Raw genomic sequence first — 18,606 nt, forward strand, 5'->3', positions numbered from 1 at the left:
AATTAAAATAATTCATAATAATCCTAATAACGATGAGCCTACAAATAAAATCATTTGAAGAATATCAAAGTGAATATAAGCGAAGTGTAGAACAACCTGAGGAGTTTTGGGCGAGCATTGCAGATCATTTTTTCTGGAAGAGAAAATGGAATAAAGTGCTGAGCTGGAACTTTGAGGAACCCAATGTCAAATGGTTTGAGGGTGCTAAATTAAATATTACAGAAAACTGTCTTGATCGCCATATTTATGCGAATGGTGATAAACCAGCCATCATCTGGGAACCTAACGATCCAAATGAAGCGCACCGCATTCTTTCCTATAAACAATTACTACAAAAGGTAGAGCAATTTGCCAACGTACTTAAAAATAATAACATCAAAAAAGGAGACCGGGTATGTATTTACTTACCGATGGTTCCTGAATTGGTTATCGCTGTATTAGCCTGTGCCCGCATTGGCGCTATCCACTCGGTGGTGTTTGGAGGCTTTTCAGCACGTTCTATCGCGGATCGTATCGTCGATGCAGAATGCAAACTGATCGTTACTTCAGATGGTAGTTACCGTGGCAATAAAACCATTGGTTTAAAAAACATTGTGGACGATGCTTTAATGCAATGTGACACTGTTGAAAAAGTAATTGTCTTAACACGTACACGTACACCGGTATCGATGATCAAAGGCCGTGATGTATGGTGGGAAGATGAGATCAAAAAAGTAGAAACACAAGGAAATCCGTCATGTCCAGCAGAAGAGATGGATGCGGAAGACAATTTATTCATTCTTTATACATCGGGATCCACAGGTAAGCCTAAAGGTGTAGTACACACCTGTGGTGGCTATATGGTGTATACAGGCTATACCTTTATGAATACGTTCCAGTATAAGCCAAACGATGTATTTTTCTGTACAGCAGATATTGGCTGGATTACAGGACACAGTTACATCGTCTATGGGCCGTTATCACAAGGAGCTACTTCTTTAATGTTTGAGGGTATTCCAACCTTCCCGGACGCGAGCCGTTATTGGGATATTGTAGATAAATTCAACGTCAATATTATCTATACTTCTCCCACAGCTATACGCTCATTAATGGCTTTTGGCGACGAATTTGTCGACAAAAACGATCTTTCCTCTTTGCGTGTTTTGGGGTCCGTAGGAGAACCAATCAACGAAGAAGCCTGGAACTGGTTTAACGAAAAAGTTGGTAAAAAGAACTGCCCTATTGTGGATACCTATTGGCAAACAGAGAATGGCGGTCACTTAATCACATCGCTTGCCGGCGTAACACCTGAAAAAGCAAGTTATGCGATGTTCCCGATGCCGGGCATTCAACCCGCTTTGATGGATGAGAATGGGAAAGAAATTGAAGGCAATGATGTCACAGGAAACCTATGTATCAAGTTCCCTTGGCCCGGTATGCTACGCACGACATGGGGGGATCATGACAGATGTCGTCAAACCTATTTCTCGACGTATAAGGATATGTATTTTACAGGCGACGGGTGTTTCCGTAGTCCGGAGGGTTATTATAAAATCACAGGCCGTGTAGATGATGTATTGAACGTTTCAGGTCACCGCATTGGTACAGCAGAAGTGGAAAATGCCATCAATATGCACGCTGACGTTGTTGAATCGGCCATTGTCGGATATCCGCACCCAGTAAAAGGCCAGGGTATCTATGCTTATGTCATTGCGAATCACCATACCGATGCAGAAGCCACCAGAAAGGATATCATGGAAACTGTTTCACGTATTATTGGTCCAATTGCTAAACCAGACATTATCCAATTTGTTGATGATTTACCAAAAACACGTTCAGGAAAGATCATGCGTCGTATCTTACGCAAGATTGCCGAAGACGATATCGCCAATGTAGGAGATACTTCAACACTTCAAGATCCTGCCGTTGTAGAAGGAATCATCAAAGGCGCTGCGGCCTTGAGAAAATAACGTATAAAGTATCTTAAAAAAATAACAGCCTTCCAATAGGAAGGCTGTTATTATATTCCCCTCAAGTTTAACCTTATCGGCAATGTATAGCCAACCCGCACAGGCTCACCACGCAGCATACCAGGTTTCCATTTTCTAAGCTTTTTGACGACTTGTATACCAGCAGCCCCTGTACCGAAACCCAAATCGTTCTTTATTTTCAAATCTTCTAATCGCCCTTGTTGATTTATAATGAACGCTATTTCTACAGTACCGCTTATACCATTCATCATGGCTTGTTTTGGATATTCGTAATTTCTTGCCACAAAATACATCATTTCTTTGATACCTCCAGGGTATTCTGGCTGTGTTCTATAGGTAGTAGAATCATATGAAATGACGACACCATTTTCTTTTGTTTTAGTTCCTGAGCGTAATTTATCCTCCTTATAATGCTCGACAAAAGAATCAGGTCCCCTCTTTCCTCGCCACTCCCCCTCGCGCAAATTATTGACCAGCTGACCTTCTTCAGTTTCGTCCTGTTCATCTATACTAAAACGAATAAAACCATTTCCATTTTCTAACTTTTTATTGTTTAAAGAATCATAATACACCACATAGATTGGCTTCTTTATCAGTAGTTTCTTTTTCTTCACTTCACTCGGATAGAATACAATCATCTTCAACTTATTATTCGGATAGAGATAAAAAGCAGAATCTATCAATTTACTCTCATCACTGAACCTCTCAAGACTCTTCAACGTACCATTTTCATAGAATTCATATTTTTTACCCAAAAATCTGAATGGCGGGTGTCCACTCTCACTGATCGCATTAAGCTTTAGCGAGTCATTCCGCAGATAATACTCCTCGATTTGATAAACTTTATCCTTTCCCAACGCATCAATATGAATTTCTCTTAAAAAATAAGCCGAGTCTTGCTTCTTAGTCTCCTCCCCATCTTTCCTATGGTAAGTGGTAAAAGTAACTTGAGCCGAAAGGCTCAATCCGCACAGGTTCAATAGAAAAAAACAAATAAGTTTCGTCGAAAAGTCTAAATAATACTTCATAATAATTGTTAATACAGGGGTAATAATAACAAATATCTAGGATAGTTAAAAAATTAATCGGTTAAATAATGTTTATTTCTATTATGGCCGGCACGGCTGCATACCATTAAGTTTTCCACAGGGTGTTAATAACACTGTTGATAACTTAGAAAACCTACTCACCTTCATCCTCTCGAAGTCTGACAATTTCTTCCAATGCCTGAACATCGATCTGATCCTTTGGTCTATTGATTGCCTTTTTATTAGCGATGAGCTGGTTTATATATAACCTTTCATATCCGTCAGAATGTCCAAGCGAAGCCCATTATTCAAGTGAAAATCTGTCCAGCCAGCTACGAAAGGAATAGTTTCCAGCTGTGGAATATCACCAAGGTCAGATAGCCTGAATGCTTCCCTTAACCGTTTTCTATTATCCAATGAGTCTTTTATCCAAATATCTAAATCACCAGTAAACCTTTGAAAACCGTGCAAATTAGTTGCATACCCCCCAATCATAATGTACGCTACATTTGATTGCTCTAAATTCTGCCAAAACTCTAAAATTTCCTGATCAAAAATATCCATACACTATTTCTGATAAAAGGGTTTATGAATAATTTTTGCCTTTTTAAGCGTTTGTTGAATTTTATAGAGACGGGTAGTCATTTCAAATCGCTCCTTATAAGTACGATTAAGTCCGGCCCTCAATAAAGCAATTTCAGATTCGCTAAGAGATTGTGAAGTATGTTCTTTGTGACCATCCATTTCGGTTATACTTAGTTAAACAGATCTACTAACAAAGATACAACAAAAAAAGCCACATCATCCCGACGTGGCTAAAATAAACATATGAATTTAATTAAACAGTTTCTATTTATACGAGTTTACGGAGCTTGCAACCTTCCAGGTTCCCGATTCATTGATCAATGTCACCAAATCTGTTTTCGTGAAATCCTCAAACTTCATGGTGACACGTGCTACCATATAGTTTTCAGACTCCTCGAGTACTTCGGTACTTGTACTGCAGTTCAATTTTTCACCTTTTTGCTTTTTTAGGAACGAAATGACTTCCGAACGGCTATTGGTGCGTGCAGCTTTTCCCTGAACTTTTTGATTGAATTCGGATGCGAACAATTTTTCTACGCCCTGAGATGCACCTTCTGTCATTACCGATACATAGCTATCGATGGCCAAATCGGCTGTGGAAAGGTTCAATGCTTTACCAGGGTCAGTTGCTGCCATTGCAAAAGTTGATAGTGTAATCAATGCTGCAGCTGCGAATGTCTTTACTAAAGTTTTCATAATACTTTATTTATATTGTTAGTTTTTTTATCTCTTTTCTTATTGTCGCAAGGAAGTTGATTTTGTTGCATCATTTCCTTTAAGATTCTGATTCAAAAGTAAGACAACGCAGCATCCCATTTTATTACATTTAGATCAACGGAATAAAAAAGTCGGTAAATGGAGGTAAAGGAGCGGTAAATGGATATCCGCTCCGGTAGGAAAAAATATACGTAAAGATTAAGATCACCTTTATAACTGGAAAGCAGCTAGAATAGTTGCTGGCGTACAATCAACTTCATTAAGCACATTGCACCGTCGGCCATTTTTATAAAGATATATGATCGTAAATCCAACCAGGATGGGTGTACCAACAAATTCGTTGCATGGAATGCTGATTGTCTTGGCCGGAATTGGATCCTGCCCATAGACGATATCGATTTCCCATTCTTCATCTTTTACCTCAGTGAACTCCCTTTCTTTGAAATTGAAAGAAAAGGCATGGAATTTAAAGGCGATAGCATTACAATCTTTGGGCAGCAGCAATGCTCGGTTAATGTCAAATATTGGAAATGATATTTCGATCTGATTCTCCTTGGTAAGGCTAACCGTTGGATCGATATTCAGCGCATCCTGCATATGGAAATTTTCGTTGAATTGGAAATTCACCAATCTGTCGAGCCTACAGTTGTTTAGGCAAAGTGTTCCCCTATCGTCATTGATATTTGTCTTCATTGCCCTATAAATCTGTCTATTCAAGCGATTGCCCATTTGTCCATCATGCAGTTCCTGATGCACTAACCCAAAAGCCTGCCTAATTGCGGCGCCCGCGCGACTTGCCTGTCCAAAATCTTTACCAGCTTTCTTCGTGTCGACGTTTTGTTTTACACGATGTGGTTTACCTTGAATGTAGTTCTTTGTTCCTACCTTCCTGCTTACCAGTGGGCCAACCAGTCCACGGATATAGCCATTATCATTTATTCCCATACAATAAATATACCACCAAAACGACCCTATGTCAAGTATCTTGTTCATTTTTAAGGATTTCGAAAGCTGCAGCAAACAGCAATTATAAATTTGAAAATTTAGTGATACCTTTTTGGGGATTAGTTATAACCAATTCCCAACCACCTTCTAATTGCAAGCAAGATGCAGACAGGATGTCTGTACAGTGAAAGCACCCTTAAAAGGTGGACTCAACGTGGACTCACTGTGCACACAAGGTGGTTACAGTACGGAGTTGATCGCAAGTTGGTATGGAGTTGCTGTCAGGAAAATATAATTATTTGCGCCGAGCGGCTGTATTGAACTTTGAGAATAGTGTAATCACAATAGAGCTTGATATAGCCCCTACGAACAAAGAATCGGGAATGGACGATTTCTCATCCAAGAAATAGTATACAGCAGCTGCTATTGAAAAGCAGACGATGAAGGACAATATTAAAACAAGTATAAATTTGGTTTTCATTAGTCAAGGGTTAATAGAGTACAATTTAATATACAAAAGAAATCTAATAAATAAATGTAAATTCATTTAATTTATACCATTAATCCATTTCAGCAACTAGGAACACTATTTAACTACTCTGGAGTGAGAACGTTTTCCACAATGTTATTAACAAACTATGGAAAACTTCGAACACATCAAATTTTACTCGGAAAATAGGACGATATGCTATGTTCTATCGAAAGTTTTTTACGATGTAAATAAGAGATACATATTATTGTTTATTCAGCAGCCGAATAAAGCTACCATTTGCATAATCGAGTTTCTGCGCATAGTAGTTTGTTTCAGGGCCTGCTACCAACACACCTCCTATGGCACCTAGCAACACGGAAGCTACAACAACATTGGTTGCAGATGCAGTTTCCATAACGGGACCCACAAAAATAAAATCATCATCTTCCTTGATTAAAGCATAAAACTGATCCTGACTTGAAATAAAAGGATTACCAGCATGCACTACTGCATAATAATCTTTCGGGTTTACCTTTTTAAGTTTCCCTTTTTCATTCTCTTTAAAGAAGCCTAAGTTTAAATCCCCCTCCCTTAATTGGGCCTGCCCACCTGACGGTGTTTGAAGGGCAAATTCTTCGTAGGTCAGATATAACCCATCTTTATATGTTTCCGTGTTATAAAGTGCCAATTGTTTCTTTTGAATATCGTCGTAATGTTCGATTTCACTGAGACTATAGCTTTTTGTGGTATCGCCGTTTTTGGTTAATGCATCAAAGATCAGGTTATTGACAACCTCGCTGGCGCGTGCCAAAGTCGCTTTGGTTACATCCATCCCTTTAACGACGATAGCTGTATCAGTTCGGGCTAGCTGTAAATATTCTCCATTAGCCTCTTTTGAGAATAAGATTGCTCTAAAATCCAAAAATCCCTTTTCAGAAAAAGCTCCCGTCAATTCCGCTATGCAGAACTTTTCCAACCGCATCAGCAATTCACCATTGCCTTTACGACCGGTTATTTGTTCCAATTGGCTCTGCAACTGTTTTTCCAATGATGGCTCCGCCACCAACAACCGGTTTGCGTTCATTATACCGACCTGTATGACGCCCAGATTATCTTTTATCTCTCTTGCGTCGTATAGATTTATTTTGCCATACTTAGCGTTCTCGACGATCTTATGTGGTTTCGTAAATAGAAACGTTCTGGTCTTTTGTTGCGCTTGCACAACAACAGCCTTTATAAGAATAATGAATAGGAGGAAAATAATCCGTTTCATGGTAAGTAAATTTCAAAAAATAGGTTATGCTAAGTTATCGCATTATTTGCTTTTCTGCAATGCCCATACTTCTTTATGGATCATGGGCTTTCCACCCGAAGCGCTATCTATATCATTTACAACAAGTTCAAGTAGTCCATTCACAAAAGCATAACGATAAGTTAACTTCTGTGAGACTGGTAATGGTTCCAATTGAAGAGTGATGGTATTGCCATCGACCTTATAGCTCGTTCTTATCCTATCGGCCGTTTTGCTTTCGCTATCAGGTTTGTCCGGGTCCTCATATAGGTGCCCATCATCGTTAGGCAGCGTGAATATCTCCGATGTTATCAATGCGGCACTATCAATAGCATAAAACAGCAGTCCTTTATAGGTCGATGGGTAATAGCCATTCTTTGCCAAAAATGTTTTCACGTCCGTTGTTTCCTCTTTTAGTCCAGCGACCGGGTCGCTATACTTTATATAGATAGTCTTGATTTCCCATTCTCCTAAGAAAGGATTACCATCGTCTTTTTCTTTCTTACATCCTAGAAAGAAAACAACAAAGGGAATAATAAACAATAATCTTTTCATCATTTTTCGGTCAAATACGTCATTATCTAATATAGAAGTTAGAGTTTGCAATTACAATCACAGCACCGTTAGAAAGTCAGATAATATAGCTTCATTTCAAAAAAAATAACTATCTTTAAGTATGCCAAATTTAAACCTATAATACAATAATCAGAATGATGAAAACATACTTAAACGGGAAATCCCCATTGTCATTAGTTTTGAACATTATTACTGCTCTATTCTTACTCAGCCAAATGCCTCAGCATATCCTAATACATCGAGATGCTGAAATACTGAAAATTATATCAGTAACATTAGTTGATATCTGTGCTATTGCAATTCTGATCTATTCTCTATATAGACTTATCTTTAATAGATTAAAATTCTAGCAATGAACACAATTTTATTAAAGATTTATCAATTTTTTACGACAACCACTATCGTCGAAATATCTATAGGTCGATGGCTTAAAATAATATTTGCTTTCCTTTTATTGGTTATAGGTATAAAGGATAAGCACCATTTAACCACTTGGATCGCACTCCTATTTATTGTGACAGAATTAAATGTCGGCATTTTCTCCAAAAGAAGCTCAAAAATTAGAAACGAGAAGTAAGTTAACTTTTATTCCAAACCGCGGGCTCTTACCTAGCTTTAAGTGTGAACCACTTAGATGTTAATAGGTCCTTTTTAGCAACGGATTTATATCTTCTTTTCACCTTTCTGACAGCCTATTAATAAAAAATAATCTTTTCATCATTTTTTTGGTTAAATAACATGCTTTCCTATGTTTTTCAGGATACCGCATCCTGTTATAACAACCTATATATTTAAAGATCTGAAATTATTTACCTTTCTTAGTTTTAATTTCCACAAATGTGAGTACCAGCGCACCGACTATTAAATACACACATGTTGCAACTAGTCTACCGACGGTAAATTCTGTCACTTCACCTCGAAAGTAAACGTCAATAAGTTGCTGACTGAGTATGATTACCAACATGATCTGGCAGTAGATAAAAAATAATTTGCGGTGTGTTTTCATAAAGATCTATAAGTGCTGACTATTACTCCTGTTTGCTAATAAAATAAATTATCCTTTTTTATCGTCCAATACCCCAAGCTAATTGCACATAGAAATTTCCAAGCCTATCCTTCGGCGCATTCGAAACAGCAGCATTCACTACTTTCCATTTATTTTTTGTAATAGAAGATTTATAACCTACTCTGCATTCAGGACGAAAGATATTACGTTCCGTATTGAAAGTTTTCAAGGTGACACTCAAGTCTACGATAGCAGCATCGTGCTCCATTTTCGTTTGGTTGGACTGTGTTATCAAAAAATCTTCAAATTCTCCATTCAGATTTTTCTTTTGAACGGTAAAAGTAGTAGACTGCGTACCTACTCCCAGCTGCGGGCTAAGGATCAATCTGCCTGTTCGTATCGCATTGGTAGATACATATAGCGTAAAATCTCCTGTGTTCATTGTATTGTCATTTTTGCCGCTTGTCGACAGGCTAAAATTCACGCCAATAAGGGTTTGTTTTATCCTGTATGCAAGTCCAGCACCAGCATTCCACCCAAATCCGGGTACCTTTCCGGAATCATAATCTTTCAAAACCCTATTCAGATTGCTTGCATTGTTAAATTGAATACCGGCAAAATAGATCGTCTCAAATGGCAGATGTTTAGTCCGAGTAACCAATTCGTATTGACGAAACTTTATTGAGGAAAAAGACTATTTCGCTTCGATAACATTGATATTGGGTGCAATTTGTTTTAATTTATCAATAAATTGGGTTGGATTTTCCGGATCAACGAATATATCATCAATTACATTATAATGCAGAATCATTCCCCTTCTATAGGGCCTTAAAACGGTGAACCTCATCGATCCAAACCAAAATACCTTATCAGCTTCAACTTTGCGAATGGAGTTGACATCAACAGAATCTGTTCCCCAGATACTTTTAATAAACAGTATATTGTCTTCAATCCAATAACGTTTATAGAAGAAAGTGAAATACCAGGTTAATGCAAATACCGCAAACAACAAAAGTGCCCCAGTGTAAAGTCCTTGCTCCAAGTCACCATATGATACCATGGCAATAAATATAATCATCCCAAAATATAATCATCCCAGCCCCCCATATATAACTACCGAAGGGTATGTGGGTATTAAATACTTCTTTCATAATCAATAGTTTGCTAGGTCAGTTACTTTTATTCCAAACGGTAAAATTTTGCTTAACTGAAAGCGGAAACAAATTATAGATTTCACGATATTGTTCGAAATCTTCTTTCGTATTAACCTGAATATGATAGATATGAGGAATGACCTCGCTGTCTATATTATCTTTCATAAAATTTATTTCCTCACGTAACAGTGCTGTTTTAACATTTGGCAACCAATCTTTTACTAAGAGCGCGTTTAATCGCTCTGAACCCTCGAATAATTTAAGATCATTGTAATGCACTGCTACTTGCTGAAGACTGTCTTTTAGATGTCGGTTTTCGGCCTTATATTGATCCAATAATGCTAAGTACTCATTGTAGACCTTATTGTTTTTTCCATCGGATACGACCGCCATTTTTATTGATTCGCCTCTATTCTTCGCTAACAATAGTTCTTCTAGTTCTGCTTGTTGATAGGTACTGTCCAGTAACAGTTTATAATTATCAGACTCGTTGGCATCCAGCCAAAATGTGGTTGACATATAATATTTTGGTGTACCGAGTTCAGGTTGACGGGCAAATCGTTCGATCTCCTGTGGCTTCACCACATCCCTCTCCCAGGAAAAAACGATTTGATAGATTCCTTTTGGAAGTTTATCAAGCTTTATCTTGAAGGTGTCGCTATATAGCGTGTCTGCGATAACTTTACTTCCACTTTCCATCTCATATAAATCAAAATAAAACGGCGACTTGACTTCCAGACTTCCGGTAAGATCCACCTTTTGATTCCTTTCACAAGCAAATAGACTTAGAAAGAAAAAATATATTATTCCGTGATATTTTAACATAATCCTATATTAGTAATCCTATACGCACTTCATGCGGATAATAGGATATTAGGTTCGATGCAGTATGTCGAACCTAATATTAAATCAAGATGTTATTAATTATTTTGTCCAGTAAAATAGAAATCAGGATGTTCAATGCTTTTAAATTGAGACATTACCTCAAATGTTTCAGGATTTACAAAATAATCTAATTCAAATGTATCGGTGTTGATTCTTTCTTGAAGTAAATAGCGTACATCATTATAAAGTGCACCTTCATTGCCGCCTGGCGTTCCACTAGGTGTAAATTTAAATTTGCCGTTTTCTACTGTATACGTATAATTGTACGTCAATGTCGTTCTGTTTTCGCCATATTTAATGTTAAATACAACAGCCATCTTGTTGTTCACAACTTGAAATTTAAAATCTGTCGTATTTAAAATAAGGGTCTGGCCACCAATATTCCATCGACCGATACCTGCCTTTGTTGACGCCTTCCTTGCGATAAAATCTGTACTCCACCCGTTAAAGGTTGTAACATCTGGAATAGTAATGATTGAAAAACTAGTCCCCAATGCTGTAATATAAGGAATAACAGAAGAAGAATTAATTTTCACAGGATATTCTTTACCTCCGCTGTCGATTCCAACAATCGAATTTTCATCCTTCCAAATAAAACGTTCTATTTTAGCATTACCTAATAGCGCTCCGCCAACAATCTCTAGTCCATCAATCGTACTACAAAAATCTGCAAACGAAGAAGAAAATGTACCATCTGAATTAGCAACAACCACAGACATCTTTTTCGTACTAAAACCAAATGCTATTTCTGCTTCTACCCCGTCAACGACAATGGAGGTCAATGGGTTCTTCTTAAAAAATGTCCTATTTTTTGTAATCGTATTCAGATAATCTTTCGCAATATATTTACTTGCTTCTGATTCGTTCGCCTTTACCAAAATTAAAGGCTTTTGAAACTTTCTTCCTTCAAAAAACAAAGTATCTCCGTGAGTTTTAACATAATCAAACTCAACATCACTTCCCATTCCTTTACCAGCCTGACCTCCATATGTTCCCGGATTTGGATCCTGTAGCATGGTGAGATAGTTATAGGTATCAAATGACAGGGTCGCCGCCATAATTTGACGGACCCTAAAAGTAGATTCTTTGAGTTCCGAAGAAGTTGCATCATTTAAATCGGCAACCATTTTTACGCGATCGTTATCGCCAAATTGCATGTAAAACCCATAGCCGCCAGAATACTCTGTCGTTAAACTTGCTTTCCATCCATATGGAGCACCAATTAATGTTTTCCTAACATACGAAAGGGTATCAGAGATGCGAGAGTCTGGATCAGACCCCAGCTCCAGTTCGACTTCTTTTGATTTTGTACAACTCATTGCGAGTAATACAAAACATATAAAATAAAATATCTTTTTCATCTATACATATTTTTTAATTTCCAATCCATAATACGGAATTTGTTATTCCAAATTCACCTTCTTTATTAAGTGGCATTTTAAAGAGGATTGGTAAATGATTAATATTTCTTAGTTGAGACCTTACCCGTGAGACTAAACTGAGGATTTGCTAAATCCTGAATACTTACAAATTTCAAATAATTAAGTGGCGTTTGTACACCGTTTATGCTCCAGGAGAATTTAAAACTTGTGCTCTCTAAATAATTTAATAAAGGTTTCACATCACTTATAATGTAAGAAAAATTACCGTATCCGTACCCGGCATCGGTCCCTTGTACAGTAGACAATTTTATCTTGTAACTCTCATTATCGATCTTAATAATATCCAAATCATATAAAGCATTCCAGGTATCAGTATTATTGCCAAATGGAATGGACAAGGTCATCTTGCTCGCACTAAGCATCTTTAACCGTACCCCTTTAACCTGATAACTTCCAAATCCATCTAGAATAGGCGTAAATAATTCAATCTGCTTAGGTGATAAGACATTTTCCTGTCCCCAGCTTGATCGAATATCCATATCGATGGTTTCAGTGATTGTTTTGTTCGTCACAGCCGTCAAAAAACTATAAGATTGACTCTTGTACTGCTCCTCCATTACCCTTTGAAATTCCATTTGTAATTGAGTAACATCAATATTAAAATACTTAATCATATAGTCCCGCACAATGGTCTCTTTTTGCTTTAACTTAACATAGGGAATTGAGTCAGATTGATAAGCAAATTGGTCATAATACAATTGCCCTCCAACAATTAGGTGCGACAACGTTTCGGCAAAATCCTCACCAATATTTTTACGGGCATATGGAGTGATAAATCCAAGTGCTCTCGCTGCTGCTGGTGTATTTTCTTGTGCAGTCCAATTGGAATAATAATCTCCAACACATACTTTTTCAAAATCGACTGGTATAAATCGTGTTTGATTTAATATATGGGTAAATTCATGATGGATCACTTGTAAATTTCCAACTACTGAATTAGGATTATTCTCATTCAGGCCATTTAATCCATAGAGTGTTATCCGGCGTCCACCATCAGCTGTTCCTCCTTTCACAGAACCATCTGGATCATAGTCTCCGGAGCCAAACAATGCGAATTGCTTGGGTGTATAGGTTTTAATAAAAGTTGCGCCACCAATTTTATTGTATACCTCCAAAAATCCCTTTTTCACAATATCCATTTGTGGAATCACTTTCGATTCATCTGCAGGAGATATATTTTTATTTATATCATGCATATTACGCTGATAGCGGTATACGACTTCGATATTATAGGGATCTGTCAGATTTTTAGTAATCCATTCATCAATCGCCCCCGGAACAAATGTATCGTAGTTCTGAAGTGTGTAATTTAGTTTATCTTCTTTATTACAGGCAAAGATTAATCCGATCAGACTAACTCCTGTAAATATTTTAACAATTGTTTTCATGATTTATCTTGGGTTTAGTTCGACACCTGCTAACTTCGCTTCTTGTGGAATTTGAAAGACTCTCCTCGGATCTTCAGGTTTAAGTTCTAGAATGGTTTCACGCTCATCATTGCCAATCATATTGTGCCTAACAGTTAATCCTTTACGTATAATATCAAACCAACGGAGACCCATCGACATAAAGCCAATTTGCTTAAACTGTAATGTTGTTTCAATCAAGGCTTCTTTATCATCAGCCACACCAAAAAAATCCTTGGATTTTGCAACTGTTACAGCATAGGTATTGGGATTATAATTATTAATCCTATTGCTGGCAAATAAATTAAGATCCGCCAAGGCACTATTGGTATTCCCCAATTCGGCATAAGCTTCTGCTCGATTCAATAATACCTCATCTGTAATCAATACGGGTACCATTAACATTGGATAGCCTGTATTTGCGGTTGGATTTGTCACGTACCAAAACTCTTTCCACAGATAGGTGGTGTAATGTGGAGATCCATAACTTACCCCAAAGTTATAAAGCTTAGCTCCAGCAGCCGTCATACCATTATAAATATTTTGAAACACATTTATCCCCATCGCATAACGATTGTTCCACCATCTTTGGTAACCGCTATAAGTTTCATTAATCAATAAGTTATAGGGCTGTTCGGCTTTGGCAAATTCTGTACGAACAGACTCAAACCCCAATGTCTTGAACGTGGAATTATAAGGAATTAATTTACCCGTAAAATTACCACCGAAAATCTTATTGGCATTATCCACTACCTTTTGCCATTCTCCTGTAAACAAGTAAAAACGTGTAGCAAAAGCATGAGCCGCTTCAGGTGTAAAGTGATATTTAGGGACATCCCAAAGTCCTTTTCCTTTGTCTAATAACGCTAATCCTTCTTCCAGATCCTGACGAATATTATCATAAGTCGATTTAACGGTTCCTCGATCATATTTTTTTATAAGTACCGTTTCAGGTTCTTTCACATAAGGTACACCTGGGGAATCATTACTAGCTCCCGATTTTGGGTCATATACTTTTGCAAAATAGTTGGCAAGCATAAAATGACAATAAGCACGAGCAACAAGTGCTTCGCCCTTATAAGGCAAAACATCAGCGCCAAAATCATTCTTCTCAATAGCATCCAGTGCATGATTAGCTGCTGCAATTGCCTCATAACATGAATTCCAATAAGCGGTTGGAGAATCCGTATCATCGCCGATAATATCTTTCCACTCATAAAGAGCAGGAACCGGTTGATACAAATCGCCAACACCTTTGTCTTCGACATTGTCCGAATACGTTTCAGCCATAGCCAAAGAATTTCGCCCAGGATAGGCTGACGCAACCAATCGTTTGACTTTATCTACAGTATTGATCTGAGCACGCATATCAGGCTCCTGATCAAGATATTTGCTACATCCGCTGAACAAAAAAGCAGAGGATAAAAGAATATATTTGATAGTATTTAATTTCATGATTTATATTTTTAGAATCCCAACTTCACAGATAACGTAATTTGTTTTGGCACAGGAAGAGCAACTCCACCATTACTATAAAACTCCGGATCGACTCCGTTTAACTTCTTATCTGAGTATAATAACCATAAATTATTCCCTACAAGATTAAACTGTGCTGTTCTGAATTTAATGCGTGAGACGAGTTCCTTAGGTACATTGTATCCAATAGAAATTTGTGACAAACGAATATAGTCGCCTTTCGCCACACGCTCGGATGAATAGTTGTAAGCATTGTACGTATAGTTTGCCGCATTTCTTTCTTCCAAAGCATTCTTAACATCGAATTCTGCCGACAACGGATCCAAAGTCGAGGGAATCACCGTTAGATACTCATCACCACGATATAAAAACCTATTGATCAAATCCTTCGAGACATTATACATATCCAAATAAGATGAGGAATAACTAGGTTGCAGACGAACCTTATTACCAAAAGCAAATTTCATTAAAAAGGACAAACTGAAATTTTTATACTCTAATCGGTTATAATATCCACCCGCTATTGTAGGGTCTACAGGGCCTTCATATTTTAAGAAATCAGTTTCATTGTCCTGCAGCCAAAAATACGTAGCACCTGGTGTCCCGTCAGTACCGATAAACATCGGGTACCCACCTCTTGCGTTAAGCTTATCGAAATCGATAGAATACAATCCACGATGTGGCTTTCCTAATTTGGCCCCACCTTCAGCAGAAACTAAATTCCAGATGTTACGTGTCACATCAAGTTTTGTAATTTCTGTTTTATTAAAGCCTAGGGTAAACTGGGTCCGCCAAGTAAAACCTTGCGGATCTTTAAAAGGATATCCGCCTAGTTGAATGTCAACACCATGCCCCTTCATATCCGCATAGTTACCCAGTTTTTCGAACTGACCTCCAATACCCGATGTTCGAATAGGCCCAATCAAATCGAAAATGTTTCTTCTATAGTAATCAAAGTTCAAATCAATTCGACGATTTAAAAAGCTTAGGTCAGTACCAATATTCAATTCGTACATCTTTTCCCAAGTCAATTCTGAATTTTCTAAACCGTCAATATTAATTTTACCTTCTTTCTCCGATTCGTAAGGTCGATATGCCACCGCATTATAAAATACAGCAGAGGAGTTTGACGCATTTCCCATATTTGCCACAAGACCATAAGTTGCTCTTAAGCGTGCTGAAGAGAGAATTTTATTTTCACGGTTGAAAAAATTTTCCTGGTCAATGTCCCATGCTCCCGATAAATTCCAGGTAGGCAGCCAGCGAGCTACATTAGAATGTCCCATTTTATTTGAGCCATCATACCGTGTCGTAAAGTTAAATGAATACTTATCCTTATAATTATAAGCACCTCGAAGTGCATAGGCCAATTTTCGATCATAATTATAGGCCATTGAAAAAGGAACGTTGCCACTTTCAATCGCATACTTGTAATAGCGATAGGTAGGCATTACTAAATTTCCATTGCCATATTCTATTCCTGGACCATTAAAATCATGATTTTGTTTGTCCGCATACTGAAGCTCGTAGGTTCCAAATAAATTTAATGTATGATCATTCCATTTTTGGTTGTATTCCAAATTGTGGCGCATATAATAACTGATCATATTATTATTGGCAACATTAAAGAATCCTCCATTGGGTAATATCACATATTTATCCGTATTGGGGAAATCTGGATCCGCGTACAAAAACCTATTTCCTGCATTTACTGTTTGATCCTGGTTTGCTCGATATGCTTTGGAAAGATTCGCATTTTCTGTGATCATATGCTGTCTTTCGGAATTGTAATAACGATACATCCCATTCGCAGAATAAGTCAGGGAAGGTAAAATTTTATACGTTATACCAGCTTGAACCTTAATATCCATCAATTTTAACTTGATATAATTATTATCGAGTTCATTAAGGATATTGAATGGTGCGTAGTCTCTATTAAAATACTCTAGTTTTCCATTTTCATCGTAAGCGGTTATAATACGACTCGTATTTAGCGAATAAGAGTATGGGTTAATATCAAAATCACGAGAATAGCTACCATACACAGCATCCGAAACTCTATTTAATGTTCCTGGAGTACGCTGATCCCTAATATTACTTTGGAAGATAAATTCGGTACTCAATTTATCATTGATTTTGTAATTATTACGGACATTCGCAGTAAAACGCTTCGCAGAGTTCCCCAACGTAAAACCAGAATCATTCATAAAACTAGTAGATGCATAGGTCTGGCTTTTAGCCGTCCCTGTAGACATACTTAGGGAGTGATCGTGAACAAGGGACTGCTTAAAAAGTAAGTCAAACCAATCTGTATTCGCATTGGTATAGCGCTGCAAAAATTGATACCGAGAGGGAGCATCATTGCGCAAAGCATACGAATCAGTAGAAGGATCATAATCGTACATCAGATTATACATCTTGTTAAAGACACCTCCAGTTGGGGAACGAGAAACCTGTGAATGATTTAAATAGCCTTTGTTTTCCATATCAATGATCAATTGCATCTGCTCCGCTGAGTTCATGATATCAAATTGGTTGTAATTAGGCTTGATATAGGTGGTGAAGTTTCCTGAATAATTAAAATTGACAACACCATCTGTATTGCGTCCCCTTTTCGTATTTACGACCACAACACCGTTCATTGCAGCAGCACCATACATGGCTGTGGCAGCAGCATCTTTCAATACAGTGATCGACTCAATATCATCTGGATTTAAACCTGCTACAGAAGAACCTAATAGCGTATTTGCATCCCCTGTTGACAATGCCTCATTGGAGATATTGACCGCCTCATCCAGGATGACACCGTCAATTACCCAAAGTGGTTTGTTATCTCCCGTAAGTGAGGTTGCACCACGAACCCGAATTTTGGGTGCCGCTCCAAATGTACCAGACACGTTCTGAACGGAAACCCCTGCTGCTTGTCCCTCCAACATACGAGAAATATCCGGAACCCCCGCACGTTCAGCCTCTTTCGCATCAATCTTCGAAGATGCGCCTGTGAATAATTTACGATCCAAATTTTGATAACCGGTGGCAACTACATTGACTTCATCCAATTTTTGATCATTAGCTGTAAGTACAACATTTATAGTTGACTTACCAGCCATGGAAATTTCCCTGGTTCCAAACCCGACATACCGAACGACCAAAACTGCAGAAGAAGAGGCATTAATCCTAAAGTGCCCTGAATCATCTGTTTGCGTCGAAATAGAAGTTCCTTTAACCGTTACAGTAGCGCCACTTAATCCCTTTCCATTTTTATCAGTGACTGTACCTGAAACGGATTGCTGAATAGCCAATGGGACTGTCATGCTGATATTCTTTGCATTACTGTTGACCGAAATGGTGTTAGCAATAATTTTGTATTCAATATTATTGCTTTTCAAGACAGCATTCAATGCTTCCTCAACGGACGCATCCTTAACGTTCACAGAGATCCGTGCTTTAGTATTCAGATTTTCACTATATAAAACACGTAGATGGGACTGCTTGGAGATGGCAGACAATGCTTCTTCAATACGTGCATTTTTCATATTCAACGTGACTTTTTGTGCCGTGCTCTTAGCGTGCACACCCGTCACAAATGCGAATAGAAGACATGTACTAATTTTCATAATACGTAATGGTTTGCAAAATCGTGGGTCTTGAGG

The 18,606-nt window shown here is 37.8% G+C and carries 14 protein-coding genes; 1 reads left to right on the top strand and 13 read right to left on the bottom strand.

Annotation, left to right across the window (positions count from 1 at the left end; genetic code table 11):
* Positions 1-32 precede the first annotated feature (32 nt).
* Positions 33-1,949, top strand: a complete 1,917-nt coding sequence (gene acs, locus B3297_RS13145) for an acetate--CoA ligase (protein ID WP_070560769.1) — start codon at positions 33-35, stop codon at positions 1,947-1,949.
* 50 nt (positions 1,950-1,999) lie between these two features.
* Here the strand turns inward: acs and B3297_RS13150 are convergent, their stop codons facing one another.
* From B3297_RS13150 to B3297_RS13210, 13 genes are all read right to left on the bottom strand, one after another.
* The gene (locus B3297_RS13150) at positions 2,000-2,998 is read right to left on the bottom strand and encodes an energy transducer TonB (RefSeq protein WP_286779002.1); all 999 of its coding nucleotides are present in this window, start codon (positions 2,996-2,998) and stop codon (positions 2,000-2,002) included.
* Between the two features lie 258 nt (positions 2,999-3,256).
* Positions 3,257-3,562, bottom strand: a complete 306-nt coding sequence (locus B3297_RS13155) for a hypothetical protein (protein ID WP_286779003.1) — start codon at positions 3,560-3,562, stop codon at positions 3,257-3,259.
* 285 nt (positions 3,563-3,847) lie between these two features.
* Positions 3,848-4,279, bottom strand: coding sequence for a nuclear transport factor 2 family protein (locus B3297_RS13160; protein ID WP_088163034.1), 432 nt, complete (start codon positions 4,277-4,279; stop codon positions 3,848-3,850).
* Between the two features lie 231 nt (positions 4,280-4,510).
* Positions 4,511-5,293 carry a hypothetical protein gene (locus B3297_RS13165; RefSeq protein ID WP_201640091.1) on the bottom strand — a complete coding sequence of 261 codons (783 nt, stop codon included), beginning with the start codon at positions 5,291-5,293 and terminating at the stop codon, positions 4,511-4,513.
* A gap of 686 nt (positions 5,294-5,979) precedes the next feature.
* Positions 5,980-6,990: a hypothetical protein gene (locus tag B3297_RS13170; RefSeq protein ID WP_286779004.1), complete on the bottom strand. Its 1,011-nt coding sequence runs from the start codon at positions 6,988-6,990 to the stop codon at positions 5,980-5,982.
* 42 nt (positions 6,991-7,032) lie between these two features.
* Positions 7,033-7,566, bottom strand: coding sequence for a hypothetical protein (locus B3297_RS13175; protein WP_286767779.1), 534 nt, complete (start codon positions 7,564-7,566; stop codon positions 7,033-7,035).
* A gap of 1,082 nt (positions 7,567-8,648) precedes the next feature.
* Positions 8,649-9,251, bottom strand: coding sequence for a hypothetical protein (locus B3297_RS13180; protein WP_286779005.1), 603 nt, complete (start codon positions 9,249-9,251; stop codon positions 8,649-8,651).
* 33 nt (positions 9,252-9,284) lie between these two features.
* Entirely contained in the window at positions 9,285-9,668 is a 384-nt protein-coding gene (locus B3297_RS13185) for a PH domain-containing protein (RefSeq protein ID WP_286767778.1), read from the bottom strand.
* A gap of 91 nt (positions 9,669-9,759) precedes the next feature.
* Positions 9,760-10,569: a hypothetical protein gene (locus tag B3297_RS13190; protein WP_139145078.1), complete on the bottom strand. Its 810-nt coding sequence runs from the start codon at positions 10,567-10,569 to the stop codon at positions 9,760-9,762.
* 95 nt (positions 10,570-10,664) lie between these two features.
* Positions 10,665-11,990 (bottom strand): DUF4302 domain-containing protein, encoded by a 1,326-nt coding sequence (locus tag B3297_RS13195; RefSeq protein WP_083296084.1) that lies wholly within the window; start codon positions 11,988-11,990, stop codon positions 10,665-10,667.
* Between the two features lie 98 nt (positions 11,991-12,088).
* Positions 12,089-13,459: a substrate import-associated zinc metallohydrolase lipoprotein gene (locus tag B3297_RS13200; RefSeq protein ID WP_088163043.1), complete on the bottom strand. Its 1,371-nt coding sequence runs from the start codon at positions 13,457-13,459 to the stop codon at positions 12,089-12,091.
* A 3-nt stretch (positions 13,460-13,462) separates the two neighbouring features.
* Positions 13,463-14,932 carry a RagB/SusD family nutrient uptake outer membrane protein gene (locus B3297_RS13205; protein ID WP_088163044.1) on the bottom strand — a complete coding sequence of 490 codons (1,470 nt, stop codon included), beginning with the start codon at positions 14,930-14,932 and terminating at the stop codon, positions 13,463-13,465.
* 11 nt (positions 14,933-14,943) lie between these two features.
* Positions 14,944-18,570: a SusC/RagA family TonB-linked outer membrane protein gene (locus B3297_RS13210; protein WP_286779006.1), complete on the bottom strand. Its 3,627-nt coding sequence runs from the start codon at positions 18,568-18,570 to the stop codon at positions 14,944-14,946.
* Positions 18,571-18,606 lie beyond the last annotated feature (36 nt).

The sequence above is a fragment of the Sphingobacterium sp. UBA3519 genome (assembly GCF_002377215.1).
GTDB lineage: Bacteria > Bacteroidota > Bacteroidia > Sphingobacteriales > Sphingobacteriaceae > Sphingobacterium > Sphingobacterium multivorum.

Coding starts and splice junctions, on each gene's coding strand:
- B3297_RS13170 (WP_286779004.1), bottom strand. CDS start 6,990: ATGAAACGGATTATTTTCCTCCTATTCATTATTCTTATAAAGGCTGTT.
- B3297_RS13165 (WP_201640091.1), bottom strand. CDS start 5,293: ATGAACAAGATACTTGACATAGGGTCGTTTTGGTGGTATATTTATTGT.
- B3297_RS13210 (WP_286779006.1), bottom strand. CDS start 18,570: ATGAAAATTAGTACATGTCTTCTATTCGCATTTGTGACGGGTGTGCAC.
- B3297_RS13155 (WP_286779003.1), bottom strand. CDS start 3,562: ATGGATATTTTTGATCAGGAAATTTTAGAGTTTTGGCAGAATTTAGAG.
- B3297_RS13205 (WP_088163044.1), bottom strand. CDS start 14,932: ATGAAATTAAATACTATCAAATATATTCTTTTATCCTCTGCTTTTTTG.
- B3297_RS13150 (WP_286779002.1), bottom strand. CDS start 2,998: ATGAAGTATTATTTAGACTTTTCGACGAAACTTATTTGTTTTTTTCTA.
- B3297_RS13160 (WP_088163034.1), bottom strand. CDS start 4,279: ATGAAAACTTTAGTAAAGACATTCGCAGCTGCAGCATTGATTACACTA.
- B3297_RS13175 (WP_286767779.1), bottom strand. CDS start 7,566: ATGATGAAAAGATTATTGTTTATTATTCCCTTTGTTGTTTTCTTTCTA.
- B3297_RS13190 (WP_139145078.1), bottom strand. CDS start 10,569: ATGTTAAAATATCACGGAATAATATATTTTTTCTTTCTAAGTCTATTT.
- B3297_RS13200 (WP_088163043.1), bottom strand. CDS start 13,459: ATGAAAACAATTGTTAAAATATTTACAGGAGTTAGTCTGATCGGATTA.
- B3297_RS13195 (WP_083296084.1), bottom strand. CDS start 11,990: ATGAAAAAGATATTTTATTTTATATGTTTTGTATTACTCGCAATGAGT.
- B3297_RS13185 (WP_286767778.1), bottom strand. CDS start 9,668: ATGATTATATTTATTGCCATGGTATCATATGGTGACTTGGAGCAAGGA.
- acs (WP_070560769.1), top strand. CDS start 33: ATGAGCCTACAAATAAAATCATTTGAAGAATATCAAAGTGAATATAAG.